This is a genomic window from Roseobacter sp. OBYS 0001 (assembly GCF_019654895.1).
Lineage (GTDB): Bacteria > Pseudomonadota > Alphaproteobacteria > Rhodobacterales > Rhodobacteraceae > Roseobacter > Roseobacter litoralis.
The window spans coordinates 390,500-407,061 of sequence record NZ_BPES01000002.1; the positions used below are offsets into that span (position 1 = coordinate 390,500).

The following is a 16,562-nucleotide window of genomic DNA, read 5'->3' on the forward strand; positions in this document are numbered from 1 at the left end:
AACGGCGCATGCCCCGCCGATACGCTGAAATCTATCCGTCTTCGCCGCTGCTGAACAGTGATGCCATGCGTCATGTTTCGGCGGCAGCTTTGATGTCCGTCCGCTATTTTCAGGCCGAACCTGACAGCATGCCAGAAGAGGTTTTTGCGGAACACCATGTGCTGTTGAACCTGTGCGATACGCCGCACCGTGTTCAGAACAGGCGGGACGGCGAAATGCGCGATTTCACGTTCTACAAAGACGAAATCATCGTCACGCCAGCGGGAATGAAATCGGGATGGCGTTGGTTCGGTCAATCCGATGTAATCGTCGTGACGCTGGATCCTGCAAAGGTACAAAAGTTCGCGCAGAGCGAGTTGGGCATCATTCTGGACACACAGCAGTTTGCCGATCTCCCGCAGTTCAGTGATGCCGATCTATGTGCTGCGGGTGTTATGCTGCGCGACGCGCTTGAGAGCGACGATTTGACCTCCGGTGTGATGTTTGAGGCCATGAGCCGCGTCTTGCTGGTCAAACTTTTGCAACGATACGGTCAGAAACGTCCCGAAGAGTTGGCGCTGTCTGCCCGCTTCACATCGGATCACTACGGGCAGGTGCTTGGGTTTATCCGCGCCAATCTGGACCGTACGATTTCGGTTGATGATCTGGCTGGTGAAGTCGGCATGTCGCCGTCGCACTTCGGCAGGGTGTTCAAGGAAACGCTGGGTCAGACGCCGATGCAATATGTTCTGGCCTACCGGATCGAACAAGCCGTCGAGATGATGAAAGACGCAAGTCTCCCGCTGGGCAGTATCGCGCTCGATTGCGGTTTTGCGGATCAGGCGCATTTTTCGCGCAGCTTCAAGCAAATCACAGGCCAGACCCCGCGCCACTATCGTGCGTTATCGGCGCGTAATTAAAAAGCCGCGCGTGATCTGCACGTCAAATTGATTTCGTGCTCTCTGAAAGAAAAGCAGAATCCTACAAAAACCGAGCTGCCCGGTTTAATGAATTGCGGACGATGCGCTGTATTTCCTGTGTCGTCGGGCAAGACGCCCAAACGCTGTCACAGGAGGGACTGAGATGAAAAACTTCGCCTTGACGGCCGCCGCTGTTGTGCAGGTTAAAACCTGCACTGTCCCCTTTGACAACGAAGGTGCGACCCTGCCCGGAACGCGCTATCTGCCAGAAGTGCATGACGGCTCCTTTCTGTCAGCGGGTGTCGTGACCGGCACGATTCCCGCCTATGACAGTAGGCGGAACAACCCGGGTTGGGTTGGCTGACGGACCTATCTTGCAGCGAACAATTGGGGGTCATCTGACACAGCCCCTCGCCTTGGTGCATTCCGAGACTGCTGCCATCCCGCACCGTGCGATTGCAGCCTTTGCAAGGAAACCAGACGGACAAGGCGCGGTAAAGGCCGTCTAGGGCGGGGCCTCGCGGGTGACTAAAAGTGTTTTTCGCCATCTCATTTGATGATAGCGACGGGCTTGGGATGACCATTGAGAAACTGCCACAGTTATCGACCGTTTCCAGCCAGTTCATTGCGGACTGGCTGGCGGCGTTGCGACCTCTGTGCAGTGCGGATCACTTTGCCTCCTTCTTGCAGCGTTCCGATCTGCAAACCGGTGAGGACGTGCCAAATGGCAGGGTGACGCTTGATCAGATCGTCTGCCTCTATCGATTGGCGGCTGTCGAGACCGGGGATGAGATGATGGGTCTGTGGTCGCGCCCGATCCGGCACCGTGCCTTGCAGCACCTTTTAACTTCCGTCCGCGAGGCGACTTCTCTGTCCTCGGCGCTTTACCGATTTTCGACATTCTGGAACCTTTTGTTGGATGACTATGAATTGGTGTTTTCGGAAACCGACGACATGTCTGCCCTGCGTCTCATGCCACGCACCGATCTCATACCCCAACGGTTTGGCCATATGCTGATCCTGAAATTGGCGCATGGCCTGATTTCGTGGTTGGCGCGCCACGAGGTGTCCGTCAAGGCGGTGGGTTTCGCCTTTGCGCGTCCCGCTTTCGATGAAGACTACGCCGTGATCTTTCCCGCGCACGTGCGGTTTAATCAGCCCACAACGTCGATTACATTCGATTTGCGCGTTCTGGGGCCGGTTCAGGTGCGCAGCTCGGCCGATTTAGACCTTTTTTTGGAGAATGCGCCCAGAGACTGGATCTTTACACGCTCCCAAGTGCACACCCAATCCTTGCGGGTGCGCAGCTATCTCAGCCAGACAGGTTGGGACAATGCGAACCTGACGGGGGCCGCGCGCGCCCTGCATCTGACACCGCGCACCCTGATCCGCAAGCTTGAGGCAGATGGCACGTCGTTTCAGGTGATCAAGGACGCCTTGCGCCGCGACATTGCGATCCGTCACTTACAAACGGGTCAGCACAGCATCGAATCTGTTGCTCATGAGGTTGGGTTTTCCTCAGCGGCCAATTTCCACAAAGCTTTCCAAAGGTGGACCGGCAACCGACCGGGTGAATATAGGCGCAGGCGCACAGCTGAAGAATAATTTTGTCACTTTCGGACAATATGCTGTCACCTTGGAAGATCGCGCAAGCTCTGCCAAATCTCTAATTGAAGCAATGAAAGAGCATCTCACCCTTGCGCAATGCCCCGTTTAGTACTTGCTGACCGCAGACTCTTCGCGGCAGAATACGACAATGCGCCCTTCCGATAAGGATCGATCACATGTCAGACAAGTTACAAGAAATTCTCACATCTGCCCATGATCATGCCATGCAGATCATCGCCCCGAATGTCGATGCATGGAACGCCGCAAAGGCGTGGCCGCGCGATGCATCCGACAAGGCGGGTGCGGCTGGGCTGATGGGTCTTTATGCCCCCGAGGCATGGGGTGGTCAGGGCCTGCCGCTGTCCGAAGGGATACAGGTCTATGAACAACTGGGCCTCGGCGATGGCGCTTATGCCTTTGCTCTGTCGATGCATAACATCTGCACCTTTGCAGGCTGTGGGTATGGCACCGATGCGTTCAAGGAAAAATGGGCGCGTGACCTGACGTCAGGCCGCAAGTTAGCGAATTTTGCCCTTACGGAACCGCAATCCGGGTCCGATCCGATGAAGATGTACACCCGTGCGACCATAAACGACGATGGTACATGGACGATCAGTGGGTCGAAAGCATGGGTAAGCCTTGCAACCGAAGCGGACATCTATTTCACCGTCGTCAAGACCAGTGACGCACCCGGCCACAAGGATATGGCGATGATTGCCATTCCCGCAGACGCCCCCGGAATCAGTTTTGGTACGCCTTATGAAACGCCGTCTTACAACTACCTGCCGATGTCCGAGATGTATCTCGACAAGGTTGTGGTCAGCGAGGACAATATCATCCTGCCGATTGGTCAGGGCTTGCAGGGATCCTTGATGGCCATCGACATCGCGCGCGTATCCATCGCGTCAGGCTGCTGCGGGTTGATGCAGGCAGCGCTCGACACTGCACTGTCATATTCCAAGAACCGTAAGATGTTTGGCGGTAAAAACCTCGATCTGGATGGGATCCAGTGGATGCTGGGCGAGGTCGCGACCGATCTTGAGGTATCGAGGTTGCTCTACCGGAAGGCGGCCGAGGCTCTGGGTACACCGGAGGGCCCGCTGATGGCCGCACATGCAAAGCGCTTTGTGCCGGATGCTGCCGTGAAGGCCGCCAATACCTGCACACAAGTCCTTGGCGGCATGGGATTGTTGCAACCCTATGGATTGGATCGCCTCTCGCGCCTTGCGCAAATGCTGCGGATCGTGGACGGCACAACCGAAATCAGCCGCGTGGTCATAGGGCGCGCCTTGCAAAAGCGTGCGGCTGGCTTGCCTGACCTTCCTGTGCCCAAGGGTTTTGGCGAAGCTGATGACAATGCTACGTCTATTGCCGCGCAATAACGCATGCGGCGTATACAGCGGTTAGCCTGACAGAGGCTCCTGACCGGTCGAAACCTTCAATGCGTCCGGTACTTAACGGGCGATGAACGTCTCTTTGGGTCGCGGCCATAACCACATAGATCATCCTGACCGATCAAATGCCCAGTGAGGTTTCGATGAAAGGACACCTCACTGGGCAAAGCTTGCAGAGAATTCTACCGTCTTTTTACATCTTCCCTCTCATCCTAAAGGCGTCGGACTTCCTTACGATGGCTTTCGCTCTCAGCGTTCTCATGCAGACAGGCCATCGGGTCAGTTTACGGACGCGTTTGCCCCCACTTGCTTAGCGTTCAAAGCCCAAACCGCTGATCCGAGGCTGCTTGTGGACTGTTTATACTGAGGGTCGTTGCGAGGCACACTGCGCCATGGCAAACCCCTTACCCATTCTTGGTCTCCTACATCGGAAACACAGCTTGAAAGAGACAAAGGCCAGACTGTCCTAAAATCAAGAGGCGGCTTGCCGAGAAGGGTCATTGTGCAGTTACATCGACGCACCTTTGATTTCACGACTAGGAAATTGCCTTTAAAGCATCATTGTACCATGTTCGATCTGGTTTGGATCTTGTTGCGTCTAAGTAAGAGTTCCAGTTGCGAGAAGCTGTTCGTGACGTCTTGTTTCTCCGGTTTGGCGAAGAACGCGTCCAATTCTGACCAAACTTGAATTGCCGAATCGATTTCCGGATCGGAGCCCTGCGAATAAAGGCCGGCTCGGATCATCATCTCATTTTGTTCGTAAACGGACAAATAGCGTCTGACGATAGAGATCAATTCATTCTCTATGTCATCTGCTGCAGCTGGTAGACTGCGCGAAATAGACTTGAGCACGTCGATGGCCGGGTATCTCCCTCGTTCTGCAATTTCTCTGTTTAAAACGATATGGCCATCAAGAACCCCACGCAGGATGTCCGCAATAGGCTCTTCCATATCCGACCCTGCAACCAAAACGCTGAAAATTCCGGTAATATCGCCTTGTGAGCCTTCACCGGGTCCGGCGCGCTCACACAGCGACATTATCAAATGTGCGGTGGACGGGGGATAGCCACGCAGAACGGGTGCTTCGCCCGATGCGACAGCAACTTCGCGATGTGCTTCTGCAAACCTCGTAATCGAATCTGCCAGAATAAGAACTGATAACCCCATGTCGCGGAAATGCTCAGCAACGGACATGGCGGCCCAAGCGCACCGTCTTCTGATGAGTGGCGATTGATCTGATGTTGCGCAAACGACGACGGAACGTTTCAGCCCTTCCGACCCTAGAACCTCTTCCACGAAATGGCGCAGTTCGCGACCGCGCTCCCCAACCAATGCGACAACCACAACATCTGCTGTCATATTTTGTGCTAGATGTCCCAACAAACTGGACTTTCCCACACCTGACCCTGCAAACAGTCCCACACGCTGACCTTTTACGACCGGGAGCATGGTGTTCAGAACGGACATGCCCGTGTTAAGGCGCGCACCCATCGACCGGCGCAATGCAGGCTCGGGCGGGGCGCTTCGCAAGCTTCTCGCGTGTGCGCCGCGCAGTAGTGGTTTTCCGTCAATTGGATTGCCGAAGGGATCAATGATTCGACCGATCCAACCCTCTGATGGCGCGATACCGCGCGCCTCCAGAAGTGCCGCGCGGTCATTGAGGGCGACACCCTCTGCATCCTGATCCGGCAGAATAACAAGAGTATCGCCATCGAGTTGCAAGATCTCGCCCGACAAGGGGTCGCCTTGTCGATATACAACGACTAAATCCCCAATCCTTGCCTTTCCTGCAAGCCCGGCAATGTGGATCACCCCAGCCTCAACGCGGCAGACACGACCGATTGACCGGACAGGGTTCAATTCAGTGATCTGCGCAGTGAGACCGGCGAAGGGAATCGGCTGGTTCATGTCATTCCTTTGCTTTCTGCACACTCTTTCTAAAGGAATCAGAGTTAAGCCTTGATGAAATCACATGAGGGAGAAACCCGGATGTTTGAAAAATTAGAACTCTTTCGTATGTCGCACGCAATGGCCGTTCATGCCGGTCAAAAGCAGGCGGTGACGGCACAGAATGTTGCGAATTCAGATACGCCTGATTTTAAGGCTAAAGACCTGATCGCATTCTCTGACGCATATCGGCTTGATCCGTCCAACGGTGGATGGGGATCCCAAAAAGCAACACGTCAAACACATATACACGGTGCGGCCGCTGGCCAGACACCTGATCCGATTGTCGACGAGAATGGCGTCGGTTCGCCCAACGGCAATACTGTCTCGCTTGAAAATGAAATGCTGAAGTCGCTGGATGCAAAGCGACAGCATGACCGCGCACTCGCAATCTACAAATCGTCACTGAGCATTTTGCGTGCCACGTTGAGTAGAAGCTAGAGGGATCAAAATCATGAGTGAATTCTCTAAATCTCTGGACGTAACGACCAGCGGCCTGAAAGCCCAAGCAACGCGGCTGCGTCATCTGTCCGAGAATATTTCAAATGCTGACACGCCGGGATATCGTCGCAAGCTGGTATCTTTTGAAACCGCATTCGGCGGACAGGGCGTTTCGACGGTTGAAACCAGCCGCGTGCGTTTGGACCAAAGCACGCTGGAAAGGGTCTATGACCCGTCCCACCCGATGGCGGATGAAAGCGGATATTTCGATGGATCAAATGTCGATCTGTTAATCGAGTTGAGCGACGCGCGGGAAGCGCAGCGAAGCTATGAAGCTAATCTGAAAGTCTTTGAACAAACACGGAAAATGTCCAGCAGCTTGATGGAGCTTCTGCGCAAGTAACAAGTAACGACTGCCTCAAGCGAAGCGATAGGTAGAACAAAAGGAGATCCAGAATGGATATGAAAGCAGTTTCAGCGATTCAGAACTTTACGAACGCCCGTGCGACGTCGGCGATAGAAAGCTATCAACAGGCCCGACCCGCGACAGAGCCGTTTCCAGAAGAAAGTTCGGCATCAGAAACCATGGGCCGCGTTGCAAAGGATTTTGCGGCGACACTGGCCGAAAGCGAAGAAATCGCTAAGTCATCGATGGTGGGTGACGCTGACCCACACGCGCTTGTACAGGCGCTCGCACAAACGGAACTGGCTGTAGAAGCGGCCGTTCGGGTGCGTAACAAAGTCGTCGAAGCCTACCAGGAAATCTTGAGGATGCCGGTTTAAAATGGCCGATCAAATCATCTTCTTTGATACCTTACGGCATGGCCTGTGGATCGCGGTATTGATCTCAATACCAGTGTTGACCGCAGCTTTGGTCACCGGTGTATCCATTGGCTTGGTGCAAGCACTTACCTCCATTCAGGAGATGACACTTACCTTCGTGCCGAAACTCGCGGCAATCGTCCTCGTGTTCTGGATGTCGATGGGCTTCATGACACAAACTCTTGTGTCGTTCTTTCACGAGCAAATCATCCCACTGATTGTAGGAGGCTAACGATGGAAAACTCAGGATATACCACGATCACAAGACAGTCGGGCCTCGCGAAAGAGATGCGCGTTGTTGCAAACAATATTGCCAACGCCGCGACATCCGGCTTTCGTCAGGAAGGTGTCATCTTTTCTGAATACGTAAAATCAGTAGACGGCGCTTCAAGCTTATCTATGGGCCAGGCAGATGCTCGGAATACGTCTTTTGCCCAAGGCGGGCTGACACAGACAGGTGGCCAGTTTGATTTTGCAATTGAAGGCGATGGGTTTTTTCTGGTGGAGACGCCTTTGGGCGAACGCCTCACGCGTGCCGGGGCATTCTCACCGAACGCAGACGGCGATTTGGTTACACCAGACGGATATCGCGTTCTTGATGCTGGTGGTGCACCTGTGTTTATTCCACCCGGTGCAGAAGATATAGCCGTCTCTGCGGATGGAACGATCTCAACAAATGGCGACCCCGTTGGGCAATTGGGATTGGTTCAGCCATTGAACCCACAAGGCCTCCTTCGTGAAGATGGGGTAATGTTCCGTGCCGATGAAGGGTACGAACCAGCAGAGCAGGGCCGGATTCTTCAGAGTTTTGTTGAGAATTCCAATGTAAACCCGATCCTGCAGCTGACCCGTATGATTGAAGTCCAACGCGCTTATGAGCTTGGCGCAAGTTTTCTGGAAGCTGAAGATGAACGCGTCCGACAAGCCATGCGGACAATATCACAATAGTAATTTAACGATCAAACTAGGATAAATGACATGCGAGCTTTAAAAATTGCTGCAACGGGTATGAGTGCCCAGCAAATGCGCGTTGAGACAATCTCGAACAACCTCTCGAACATGAGCACAACAGGCTATAATGCGCGCCGCGCTGAATTCGCCGATCTGCATTACCAGCAGATGTCGAGGCCGGGCACTGTGAACGCAACCGATGGAACGGTGTTGCCCACGGGCGTACAGCTGGGCTTAGGCGTGCGCCCTTCCGCGGTTTCAGTCCAGCTGCAACAAGGGTCTCTGGCAGCCACAGGTGGCGATTTGGATTTAGCGATTGAGGGTATCGGGTTCCTTGAAGTTACTTTGCCTTCCGGGCAAGCAGCCTACACCCGAGACGGGGGGCTGAAGCGTGATGCAGAAGGGCTGATTGTAACTTCGGATGGATATCCGGTTGAGCCGGAAATCGTAATCCCCGATGACGCCAGAAGCATTTCCATCAACACATCGGGCGAAGTGTTCGCATATTTTTCTGATGCAACAGATGCGGAACTGCTTGGCCAATTCAATATGGCAGGGTTCACGAACGCCAAAGGGCTTGAGGCATTGGGTGGCAACTTGTTTGCAGAAACTGAGGCATCTGGTGCTGCAATCGTTTCCACACCCGGAGAAGACGGTCTTGGCACGGTGCGCCAAGGGTATCTCGAAAGCAGCTCCGTGGATGCTGTGCGTGAAATAACCGAACTGATCGAAGCGCAGCGCGGCTACGAGATGAATGCCAAAGTCATATCAGCAGCCGATCAGATGATGGGCGCGACCACGCAAATCCGATGATCAGATTTGCCCTCATCTCATGGTTGGTGTGTTCGCCCGTCTTTGTGTTCGCAGAAGTTGTGGTGCCCGCCAAGACAATCCGAGCGAATGCGACAATTTCCGCCAGTGATATCACGCTTAAGCCCATCAAGAACGAAAACGCGTACTCACTGATGGCTGATGTGGTGGGTCAGGAAGCGCGAACCACACTATACGCGGGCCGACCAATACTCTTCGACGATGTTGGCCCTCCTGCCATCGTGTCGCGCAACCAGATTGTGCTGCTTAGCTATCAATCATCTGGGTTGAAAATTCTGACAGAAGGACGTGCCCTTCAACGGGGCGGCGTTGGTGACCGGGTTCGCATAATGAACCTCGACTCGCGTGCAACACTTTTTGGCCAAGTACAGGCTGACGGCTCGATCAGAGTGTCAAATTAGGAAAACTCGATGAAAAACGCCTTTTTCTGCTTCACTACGGTTGCTTTGATATTGTCAGGCTGTGCGAGGTTTGACCACTTGGGTAAACCTCCGTCGTTCAGTCCCGCGAGCGCAACAAAAGAGCACACAGCGATGCTGTCTCCCGGGCTGCCGCTTCGCGTAGACGCACCAACTCCAACTGACGATGCGTCCTTGTGGTCCGGGGCTCGGCAATCTCTATTTGGCGATCGCAGAGCTGTTCAGCAGGGTGACATCCTTACTGTTGTGATTGAAATTGACGAAGAAGCGGAGATTTCCAATGCAACAGATCGATCCAGGTCCGGGTCAGAGAGTTTGGGAATACCAAACCTGTTTGGCGTTCCACAACGGATAGATCGACAGCTACCAGCAGGTGCAACACTTTCGGACGCCGTTTCAATCAATTCCTCCAGCAATTCGTCCGGTGATGGATCTGTGAAGCGGAATGAAAAGCTTACTCTGCGTGTCGCCGCAACGATCGTTGATGTGCTCCCGAACGGAGTGCTGTCGATCGCTGGAAGTCAAGAGTTGCGGGTAAATTTCGAAATGCGTGAGTTGCTGGTTTCAGGGTACGTGCGACCAGAAGACATCTCCCGTCAGAATGAAATCACCTACGATAAAATTGCGACCGCGCGCGTTTCCTACGGCGGTCGTGGCCAGATAACAGATGTTCAACAGCCGCGCTGGGGTCAGCAAGCCCTTGATATCGTATTGCCTTATTGAGGTTACATCATGAAAAAGATCCTCCCTATCTTAATGCTACTCCTCGGATCTGCGGCGGGTGTTGGGGCGGGCGTATACCTGCGGCCACCACCGGCTGAAGAGGCGGCTGCGCCAGAAGAGCTTGCCGAAGAAAGCAGCGAGACCACTGCAAAAGAAGAAGCCAAGGATGAATTGCCGATCGCGGGTAAGGAATATGTTAAACTGAGCAATCAATTTGTTGTTCCGATCGTTGAGAAAGACCGGGTGTCCTCAATGATTGTTATGACGCTAAGTGTCGAAGCACCCGAGGGCCAAGGGCAAGCAGTATACGACCTCGAGCCAAAAATAAGAGATGTATTCTTGCGAATTCTCTTTGATCATGCGGCAATTGGTGGGTTTCGAGGTGCTTTCCTGAACAACGAGAACCTTGACATCGTGCGTCGAAATCTGCGGGACGGTGCCATCAAAACTTTTGGACAAGATCTCATTAGTGACGTTCTTATTTTTGAGATTGCTCGACAGGACTATTAGGTGGATTTGTCTTGATGTGATTTGTTATCGGCTCTTTCTCATAATGCTTTGATCAAAGCGGCATAAACTATCTGCCGTCAGCGGTTGTGTGTTAGGTTTGAGGGTTTGGACGACGCAGGATACTTGGTTCATCCTATCGATTGCGAAACCGAGATGGCGAGGAACCTCCAGACGCCACCAAAAAAGTGGCCAAGAAAATTCGCCGCAAGACGCGGAAAACCCATTCCGCGGAAGAGAAGTTCCGCATTGATTATTCGGGACTGCGCGGCAAAGAGAGCATCGCCGTTCTCTAATGCTACCGAGGTATCGCGGAGGGCCTGTATTCTAGAAGGTCGATGGCATTTAAAGAGCGTATGGCGGACTTGACGTCTGAGAACCGCCTGCTTCAGAAAAGCATGATAAGGGCCGGGAAATTCGAGGAATGAGATACTCCAACTTTACTCCGAGCGCCGGAACGACGGCACACCCGACAACGTCGCTTGTAACAACAAAATCAAGCCAAAGTCCCCGACTCTCAAACCGATCATACATATGACGGCAGAAACTCCTCTTTTTGAACGACTATGATCTGCGCCTTGCGCTCATCCGCGTAGCGATTTGCCATTTTGTTTTCGTAAAAACTCCCTTCTTTACCGTCGTTTCTGGCTGCGGAAATTCCGGGAGTGGCTCGGTGATCGACCACAGCGCGCTTTCATGTGCGGACCCGGATCGGATGCACGCCGAATGTCTCGATCAGCTCCGCAAATACCATCTCATCATGGACGGCTTCGTTCACCCTGTGCTTCATCTTGGCGATTGGTCTGATATTCCGAGAACACTTCAAAGTGTTGAATTCTTTTGTGCTGGTTACTCAAAATAAACTCAATTCCAATATTTGTTGAGCACCGCAGAACGCGGGTGTTGGAGGATCAATGCACAAGTGCAAGCGTTTCGTTTACCTTTTCTCCGCTCTTTTTCTGTTGGGCTTTTCTGATAGTGCATATGCATCCACCCAAAATACCGCCGCTCAACACGTGTGTGATAGTGCTGCAGTTCAAGCTTCGCGCATATCAAATGTCCCTTTGAGCGTCTTGAAAGCGATCGCCAGAACAGAGAGCGGTATCACGGTAAATGATGCGTTTACCCCTTGGCCTTGGACGGTAAACTCAGAAGGACGCGGCGTTAGGTTTTCTTCGGCTGAAGAAGCCATCGAATACGTTGGGTTGAACCGCCAACGCGGCGTAAGCAACATTGATATCGGATGCTTCCAAATAAATTATAAATGGCACGGGGCGAATTTTTCGTCTGTTCAAGAGATGTTCAATCCATACCAAAACGCACTCTACGCCGCGAATTTTCTAGCTTCGCTTCACGATGAGTTTGAGGATTGGACCAAAGCTGCCGGCGCGTATCACTCTCGAACAACGGCACATTCAGATCTGTATCTGGCAAAGTACATTCCAATTCTGGAGCAGCTTGATCAGGCGCCCGGCCTAGGCGCAATGCAAAAAAAACGCACGACAAAAACCAATTCTTTTCCACTTCTGATCGGTCAATCCGGGGGTTCCACGCGAGGCTCGTTGTTCCCTTTAGGCGCTTCATCCAGAGGTAACTTGCTCATATCCATAGGCGGAACAAACTGAAGATGGAAAATTTCACGTTTAAAGCACTGTTCAACCCGACCATCCTGCTGGCAATGGCCCTGATGGCCGTCATCGTCATGATGATCTTACCGGTCCCGTCATGGGTGCTGGACGCCGGGCTTGCCGCATCATTCGCTTTGGCCATCCTGATTTTTACGGTGACCCTGTTCATCGAACGGCCATTGGATTTCTCGGCATTTCCCACTATCCTTCTGGCATCCCTGATGCTTCGACTGTCCCTGAATGTCTCATCAACAAAACTGATCATCGGGCAAGGCCATACCGGTACCGATGCCGCGGGCGAGGTCATCGAGGGCTTTGCACAATTCGTGATGGGCGGAAGTGTGTTCCTCGGGCTAGTTGTTTTTTGCGTTTTGTTGATCGTAAATTTCATGGTGATCACAAAAGGTGCGACGCGCATGGCCGAAGTCGGCGCACGTTTTGCTTTGGACGGCATGCCAGGCAAGCAACTTGCCATCGACAGCGATATGGCGGCCGGTGCGATTACGCATACAGAAGCCAAGGAACGCAGAGAACGCGAACAACAGGAAACGACGTTTTTTGGTTCGCTTGATGGCGCTTCAAAATTCGTCAAAGGCGACGCAATTGCGGGCCTGTTGATCACACTGCTTAACCTTGTTGCAGGTCTGATCATGGGGATCGTTGTGCACGGAATGCCACTTGGCCAGGCGTTCGAAACCTATGCAATACTCACGGTTGGCGATGGGCTGGTGTCACAAATACCAGCTGTCGTAATATCCATTGCATCTGCTCTTCTGTTGGCACGTGGCGGCGCTCAGGGCGCGACAGACCTCGCAGTTTTTGCACAGTTGGGACGGCATCCCTCAGCACTTGCCACAGTTGGCGTTTTGATGGCCCTCTTCGCCTTTTTCCCCGGGCTGCCTTTTGGGCCGTTTATTGTCGGAAGTATCGCGTTAGGAGTCGTCGCCTACCGTCTCCACAATGCGCAAAAACGCGTGCCTCAAGAAGCACTGGCCCTGCAAGATGATAGCGCAACACCCAAAGAGGCGGTTCTGGGCGACATACTGGAGATTGATGACGTCCATGTAGAGTTTTCGCAGGATTTGGTGAACATGGTGCTCGATCCCGGCACCGGTTTGGACGCACGTATTTCGAACATGAGAACACATGTGGCCACGGTGTATGGTTTAATACTTCCGGAAATACGTTTGACCGACAATGTTGGCCTGCCGACCGGTACATATGTGTTGAAAATACAAGGTGTTGAACAGGCCAGAGCCCAGCTGAACCCAGAGCAGGTGTTGGCACTCATTCCGGAAAACCCGGTAAACTTGCCAAGTGGTACAGATACGAATGAGCCAGTTTACGGGGCACCGGCGCGCTGGATAAACAGAAGAGATCAGGAGAGTGCAGCTTTAGATGGCCTGACCTTGGTAACACCTGCGGAAATTCTCGCGACGCATTTGTTAGAGACCGTCAAACGCAATTTCAGCCGTCTTTTGACATTGAAATCCCTGAGAAGGCTGCTCTCTGAGATGAGTAACATTTCGAATCCTGCGAGGGCGGAAGCAAATCGAAAACTACTGGATGAAATGATACCGGATAAGGTGCCGATTGATGTTCTGCATTCTGTTCTTCGACTGCTCCTGGACGAGCAGGTATCCATTCGCAATCTGCCCCTGATCCTTGAGGCAACGGCTGAAGCTCGTGGGAGGAACTCTCAGGTTGAAGCAATCTGCGAACACGTTCGTCAGCGTTTGGGTTTCCAACTCGTCGCTGAAATGCGTCGAGAGGATGGAACGTTGCCACTCATTCAACTGGCACCGGAATGGGAGGATACGTTTACCATTTACCAAGTCGAAGCAGACCGTGGCCTGGATATAGCCTTGCCACCTGATTTATTTAACAAGCTGGCGGAAAACGTGTCGGAAAAACTGCAAGCGGCGAACCAAAACGGCATTAATGCAGCGCTGGTTACAAACACAAAGCGCCGCCGTTTCCTGAAAACTGTTATGCGCGCCAAAGGTATTAATAATCCGGTTTTCTCCTTTGAAGAAATTGGTTTAGACGCTCGCCCGTCTTTGGTCGGGGTTGTCGCCGCGTGATTGCACTACAAGAGCTTCTTCCGTTCCTGAACTCGGCTATCTGGCACGGCTTTGTGGTGTTTTGCCGCGTGGCCGCGTTGGCAGCTGTTTTACCAGCCTTCGGAGAACAGACGCTGCCTGCCAGAGTAAAACTGGCGGCTGCTCTCGCATTTACACTGATTGTGGCGCCAGCTTTGCCGACAATTTCTCCACCCAATGCGATTGGCTCGATATCACTGGTAATCCTTACCGAAGTCGTCGCAGGCTTGGCAATCGGCATTGGTCTTCGCTTGTTTGTACTTGCCCTCCAAACGGCCGGGTCAATCGCCGCTCAGTCGACATCATTGTCTCAGGTTCTTGGTGGGGCAGCTGTGGATCCATTGCCAGCAATGGGGTACATCTTGGTGATTGCCGGCTTGGCTCTGGCGGTCATGGCGGGCCTGCATGTAAAAGTCGCGCATCTGATCATATTGTCTTACGACTTTATGCCGGTAGGGCGTTTTGTAGCTGCCGCAGACGTATCAGAATGGGGCACGAAACAAGTCGCGCAAGCCTTTTCCTTGGCTTTCACGCTTGCCGCGCCCTTCGTCATTTTGTCCGTTCTCTACAATTTCGCACTGGGCGCAATAAACAGGGCAATGCCGCAACTTATGGTCGCCTTTGTTGGTGCCCCCGTGATCACTTTGGGGGGGCTGGCGCTTTTACTGATTTCCGCGCCCTATATGCTGACTGTTTGGTTGGCCGCAATGGATCGCTATCTGGCTAATCCCTTTGGAGTATTGCCGTGAGCGCTCCTGATGACGAGGCAGACAAGTCTTTTGAGGCGACGCCACAGAAACTGCAGGAAGCGCGCAAAAAAGGTGAAATTGCGCGGTCGACTGAACTTTTGACTGCGGCATCGTACGCAGGGTTTTTAGTCGCCATTCTTGTTTCAGGCGAAAGCGGGTTGTCACATTTGGGGGCTACGCTGGCTGTCATTATCGGTCAATCTGCGCAAATTGCACCGCTCTTTTTTGACGGCGCCGGCACGGTTCCTGCGCGAGGAATTATTCAGGCAACAGGTTCGGCGCTGCTGCCTATTTTCGTTTACCCTGCGTTAGCTGTGATGCTGGCTTTGTTTGCAACGCGAGGCATCGTCTTTGCTCCAAATAAAGTGCAACCTAAACTGTCCAAAGTATCTATCATTTCGAATGCGAAAAACAAATACGGACGAACGGGACTGTTCCAGTTTGTTTTAAGCTTTTCAAAATTGATGATTTACTCGGCCATATTAGCCATTTTCCTTTATCACCGCACAAGCGAGATGGTTGCAGCACTGCATACAACACCACAATACACGGTTATCTTGCTAGCCAAGATCTGCATCGAGTTCCTTATTTATGTTGTAATTGTATCGGCCATAATTGGTGGCATAGATGCAATATGGCAGCATTTTGAACACCTTCGTAAGAATAAAATGTCACGCAAAGAAGTCATGGATGAGACAAAAAATAGTGAAGGTGATCCATACATGAAGCAAGAGCGGCGGCAACGGGCTCAATCCCTGGCGGGCTCTCAGGTGGCCGTCGAGGTCGCTGCTGCAGATGTTGTGATTGTGAACCCGACACACTTTGCAGTTGCATTGAAATGGGAAAGAGCACCAGGACAAGCACCTGTCTGTGTCGCCAAAGGCGTTGACGAAACTGCATTGCGCATCCGGGAAATCGCGAAAGAAAATGCAGTTCCGATTCATAGTGATCCACCTACAGCACGGGCCCTGCATTCAACGACCAATGTAGGCGACCAGATCGCTCCGGAACATTACAAAGCCGTCGCAGCAGCTATCAGGTTTGCTGAGAATATGAGAAAACAATCGAAAGGAAAAGCGACGTGAGCAAGCGTCAGCTAAACGCAATAAAACAGATCTTTGATCTACAGTTCAAAAAAAAACAAGGCGCGTTTCTGGCTGTGGTCCAAAAGGAACAACAGTTGCGTGGGCAATTGAAGAAACTGGACACCCAAGTACGCAATTCGCAAATCCACGAACACCAGAATATGCAAGCTATTGGCGCGGACGTCATTTGGCAGTCCTGGGTTGAGCGAAGCAAAAAAACACTGAACTTGGAATTGGCCCAAGTTTTAGCACAGAAAGAAACGCTGCTTTCCAATGTAAGAAAAGACTACGGAAAGTTGTTGGTAAGTCGTGAGCTGTATTCATCTATAGAAAGTACTGAGCGCAACCAAACGCAGGCAAAGCTATTGGTCTCTGCAATAGAAACGACAATTACCGCGCGAAACTCTTAGACTGCAGCAAAAGAGCGTGATTGCCCCGCCCAAGTGCTTCCCTATT

20 protein-coding genes are annotated in these 16,562 nt (G+C 52.6%); 19 read left to right on the forward strand and 1 reads right to left on the reverse strand.

What is annotated here, in order from left to right:
* The first annotated feature begins 8 nt into the window (after window positions 1–8).
* The 4 genes from K5Q35_RS07365 to K5Q35_RS07380 all read left to right on the forward strand — a co-directional run bounded on the left by K5Q35_RS07365 (window position 9) and on the right by K5Q35_RS07380 (window position 3,889).
* Window positions 9–899: a helix-turn-helix domain-containing protein gene (locus K5Q35_RS07365; protein ID WP_220799060.1), complete on the forward strand. Its 891-nt coding sequence runs from the start codon at window positions 9–11 to the stop codon at window positions 897–899.
* 163 nt (window positions 900–1,062) lie between these two features.
* Window positions 1,063–1,263, forward strand: coding sequence for a hypothetical protein (locus K5Q35_RS07370; RefSeq protein WP_220799061.1), 201 nt, complete (start codon window positions 1,063–1,065; stop codon window positions 1,261–1,263).
* 212 nt (window positions 1,264–1,475) lie between these two features.
* Complete coding sequence (locus K5Q35_RS07375; protein WP_220799062.1) at window positions 1,476–2,504, forward strand: AraC family transcriptional regulator; 1,029 nt, start codon at window positions 1,476–1,478, stop codon at window positions 2,502–2,504.
* 179 nt (window positions 2,505–2,683) lie between these two features.
* Window positions 2,684–3,889: an acyl-CoA dehydrogenase family protein gene (locus tag K5Q35_RS07380; RefSeq protein ID WP_220799063.1), complete on the forward strand. Its 1,206-nt coding sequence runs from the start codon at window positions 2,684–2,686 to the stop codon at window positions 3,887–3,889.
* 570 nt (window positions 3,890–4,459) lie between these two features.
* On the opposite strand, the gene K5Q35_RS07385 is transcribed toward K5Q35_RS07380, so the two are convergent.
* Window positions 4,460–5,809 (reverse strand): FliI/YscN family ATPase, encoded by a 1,350-nt coding sequence (locus tag K5Q35_RS07385; RefSeq protein WP_220799064.1) that lies wholly within the window; start codon window positions 5,807–5,809, stop codon window positions 4,460–4,462.
* Between the two features lie 81 nt (window positions 5,810–5,890).
* Between K5Q35_RS07385 and K5Q35_RS07390 the strand changes: the two genes are divergently transcribed.
* From K5Q35_RS07390 to K5Q35_RS07460, 15 genes are all read left to right on the forward strand, one after another.
* Entirely contained in the window at window positions 5,891–6,289 is a 399-nt protein-coding gene (locus tag K5Q35_RS07390) for a FlgB family protein (protein WP_013964113.1), read from the forward strand.
* A 13-nt stretch (window positions 6,290–6,302) separates the two neighbouring features.
* The gene (gene flgC / locus K5Q35_RS07395) at window positions 6,303–6,692 is read left to right on the forward strand and encodes a flagellar basal body rod protein FlgC (protein ID WP_011566602.1); all 390 of its coding nucleotides are present in this window, start codon (window positions 6,303–6,305) and stop codon (window positions 6,690–6,692) included.
* A 53-nt stretch (window positions 6,693–6,745) separates the two neighbouring features.
* Window positions 6,746–7,072, forward strand: coding sequence for a flagellar hook-basal body complex protein FliE (fliE, locus tag K5Q35_RS07400; RefSeq protein WP_013964114.1), 327 nt, complete (start codon window positions 6,746–6,748; stop codon window positions 7,070–7,072).
* A 1-nt stretch (window position 7,073) separates the two neighbouring features.
* Window positions 7,074–7,343 (forward strand): flagellar biosynthetic protein FliQ, encoded by a 270-nt coding sequence (locus K5Q35_RS07405; RefSeq protein WP_011566604.1) that lies wholly within the window; start codon window positions 7,074–7,076, stop codon window positions 7,341–7,343.
* Window positions 7,344–7,345: 2 nt separating this feature from the next.
* Window positions 7,346–8,059 (forward strand): flagellar hook-basal body complex protein, encoded by a 714-nt coding sequence (locus tag K5Q35_RS07410; RefSeq protein ID WP_013964115.1) that lies wholly within the window; start codon window positions 7,346–7,348, stop codon window positions 8,057–8,059.
* A 30-nt stretch (window positions 8,060–8,089) separates the two neighbouring features.
* On the forward strand, window positions 8,090–8,875 hold the full coding sequence (gene flgG, locus K5Q35_RS07415) for a flagellar basal-body rod protein FlgG (RefSeq protein WP_013964116.1): 786 nt from the start codon (window positions 8,090–8,092) through the stop codon (window positions 8,873–8,875).
* Window positions 8,872–9,294, forward strand: a complete 423-nt coding sequence (gene flgA, locus K5Q35_RS07420; protein WP_220799065.1) for a flagellar basal body P-ring formation chaperone FlgA — start codon at window positions 8,872–8,874, stop codon at window positions 9,292–9,294. Before flgG ends, flgA begins: the two co-directional genes overlap by 4 nt.
* Window positions 9,295–9,303: 9 nt before the next feature.
* Window positions 9,304–10,035: a flagellar basal body L-ring protein FlgH gene (flgH, locus tag K5Q35_RS07425; RefSeq protein WP_013964118.1), complete on the forward strand. Its 732-nt coding sequence runs from the start codon at window positions 9,304–9,306 to the stop codon at window positions 10,033–10,035.
* A 9-nt stretch (window positions 10,036–10,044) separates the two neighbouring features.
* Window positions 10,045–10,545 (forward strand): flagellar basal body-associated protein FliL, encoded by a 501-nt coding sequence (locus K5Q35_RS07430; protein WP_220799066.1) that lies wholly within the window; start codon window positions 10,045–10,047, stop codon window positions 10,543–10,545.
* A 553-nt stretch (window positions 10,546–11,098) separates the two neighbouring features.
* Window positions 11,099–11,404, forward strand: coding sequence for a hypothetical protein (locus tag K5Q35_RS07435; protein WP_220799067.1), 306 nt, complete (start codon window positions 11,099–11,101; stop codon window positions 11,402–11,404).
* Between the two features lie 52 nt (window positions 11,405–11,456).
* Complete coding sequence (locus tag K5Q35_RS07440) at window positions 11,457–12,167, forward strand: transglycosylase SLT domain-containing protein (RefSeq protein ID WP_013964122.1); 711 nt, start codon at window positions 11,457–11,459, stop codon at window positions 12,165–12,167.
* Window positions 12,168–12,169: 2 nt separating this feature from the next.
* A complete protein-coding gene (gene flhA, locus K5Q35_RS07445) occupies window positions 12,170–14,254 on the forward strand; it encodes a flagellar biosynthesis protein FlhA (RefSeq protein WP_013964123.1) in 2,085 nt (694 codons plus the stop codon).
* Window positions 14,251–15,021, forward strand: coding sequence for a flagellar biosynthetic protein FliR (locus K5Q35_RS07450; protein ID WP_013964124.1), 771 nt, complete (start codon window positions 14,251–14,253; stop codon window positions 15,019–15,021). Before flhA ends, K5Q35_RS07450 begins: the two co-directional genes overlap by 4 nt.
* Window positions 15,018–16,106, forward strand: coding sequence for a flagellar type III secretion system protein FlhB (gene flhB, locus K5Q35_RS07455; RefSeq protein WP_220799068.1), 1,089 nt, complete (start codon window positions 15,018–15,020; stop codon window positions 16,104–16,106). The genes K5Q35_RS07450 and flhB overlap by 4 nt, the downstream gene beginning before the upstream one ends.
* Window positions 16,103–16,516, forward strand: a complete 414-nt coding sequence (locus tag K5Q35_RS07460) for a hypothetical protein (protein WP_013964126.1) — start codon at window positions 16,103–16,105, stop codon at window positions 16,514–16,516. Before flhB ends, K5Q35_RS07460 begins: the two co-directional genes overlap by 4 nt.
* Window positions 16,517–16,562 lie beyond the last annotated feature (46 nt).

What these genes read in the sequence shown, in the direction of transcription:
- K5Q35_RS07365 (WP_220799060.1), top strand. Translation starts at nt 9, where the DNA reads ATGCCCCGCCGATACGCTGAAATCTATCCGTCTTCGCCGCTGCTGAAC.
- K5Q35_RS07370 (WP_220799061.1), top strand. Translation starts at nt 1,063, where the DNA reads ATGAAAAACTTCGCCTTGACGGCCGCCGCTGTTGTGCAGGTTAAAACC.
- K5Q35_RS07375 (WP_220799062.1), top strand. Translation starts at nt 1,476, where the DNA reads ATGACCATTGAGAAACTGCCACAGTTATCGACCGTTTCCAGCCAGTTC.
- K5Q35_RS07380 (WP_220799063.1), top strand. Translation starts at nt 2,684, where the DNA reads ATGTCAGACAAGTTACAAGAAATTCTCACATCTGCCCATGATCATGCC.
- K5Q35_RS07385 (WP_220799064.1), bottom strand. Translation starts at nt 5,809, where the DNA reads ATGAACCAGCCGATTCCCTTCGCCGGTCTCACTGCGCAGATCACTGAA.
- K5Q35_RS07390 (WP_013964113.1), top strand. Translation starts at nt 5,891, where the DNA reads ATGTTTGAAAAATTAGAACTCTTTCGTATGTCGCACGCAATGGCCGTT.
- flgC (WP_011566602.1), top strand. Translation starts at nt 6,303, where the DNA reads ATGAGTGAATTCTCTAAATCTCTGGACGTAACGACCAGCGGCCTGAAA.
- fliE (WP_013964114.1), top strand. Translation starts at nt 6,746, where the DNA reads ATGGATATGAAAGCAGTTTCAGCGATTCAGAACTTTACGAACGCCCGT.
- K5Q35_RS07405 (WP_011566604.1), top strand. Translation starts at nt 7,074, where the DNA reads ATGGCCGATCAAATCATCTTCTTTGATACCTTACGGCATGGCCTGTGG.
- K5Q35_RS07410 (WP_013964115.1), top strand. Translation starts at nt 7,346, where the DNA reads ATGGAAAACTCAGGATATACCACGATCACAAGACAGTCGGGCCTCGCG.
- flgG (WP_013964116.1), top strand. Translation starts at nt 8,090, where the DNA reads ATGCGAGCTTTAAAAATTGCTGCAACGGGTATGAGTGCCCAGCAAATG.
- flgA (WP_220799065.1), top strand. Translation starts at nt 8,872, where the DNA reads ATGATCAGATTTGCCCTCATCTCATGGTTGGTGTGTTCGCCCGTCTTT.
- flgH (WP_013964118.1), top strand. Translation starts at nt 9,304, where the DNA reads ATGAAAAACGCCTTTTTCTGCTTCACTACGGTTGCTTTGATATTGTCA.
- K5Q35_RS07430 (WP_220799066.1), top strand. Translation starts at nt 10,045, where the DNA reads ATGAAAAAGATCCTCCCTATCTTAATGCTACTCCTCGGATCTGCGGCG.
- K5Q35_RS07440 (WP_013964122.1), top strand. Translation starts at nt 11,457, where the DNA reads ATGCACAAGTGCAAGCGTTTCGTTTACCTTTTCTCCGCTCTTTTTCTG.
- flhA (WP_013964123.1), top strand. Translation starts at nt 12,170, where the DNA reads ATGGAAAATTTCACGTTTAAAGCACTGTTCAACCCGACCATCCTGCTG.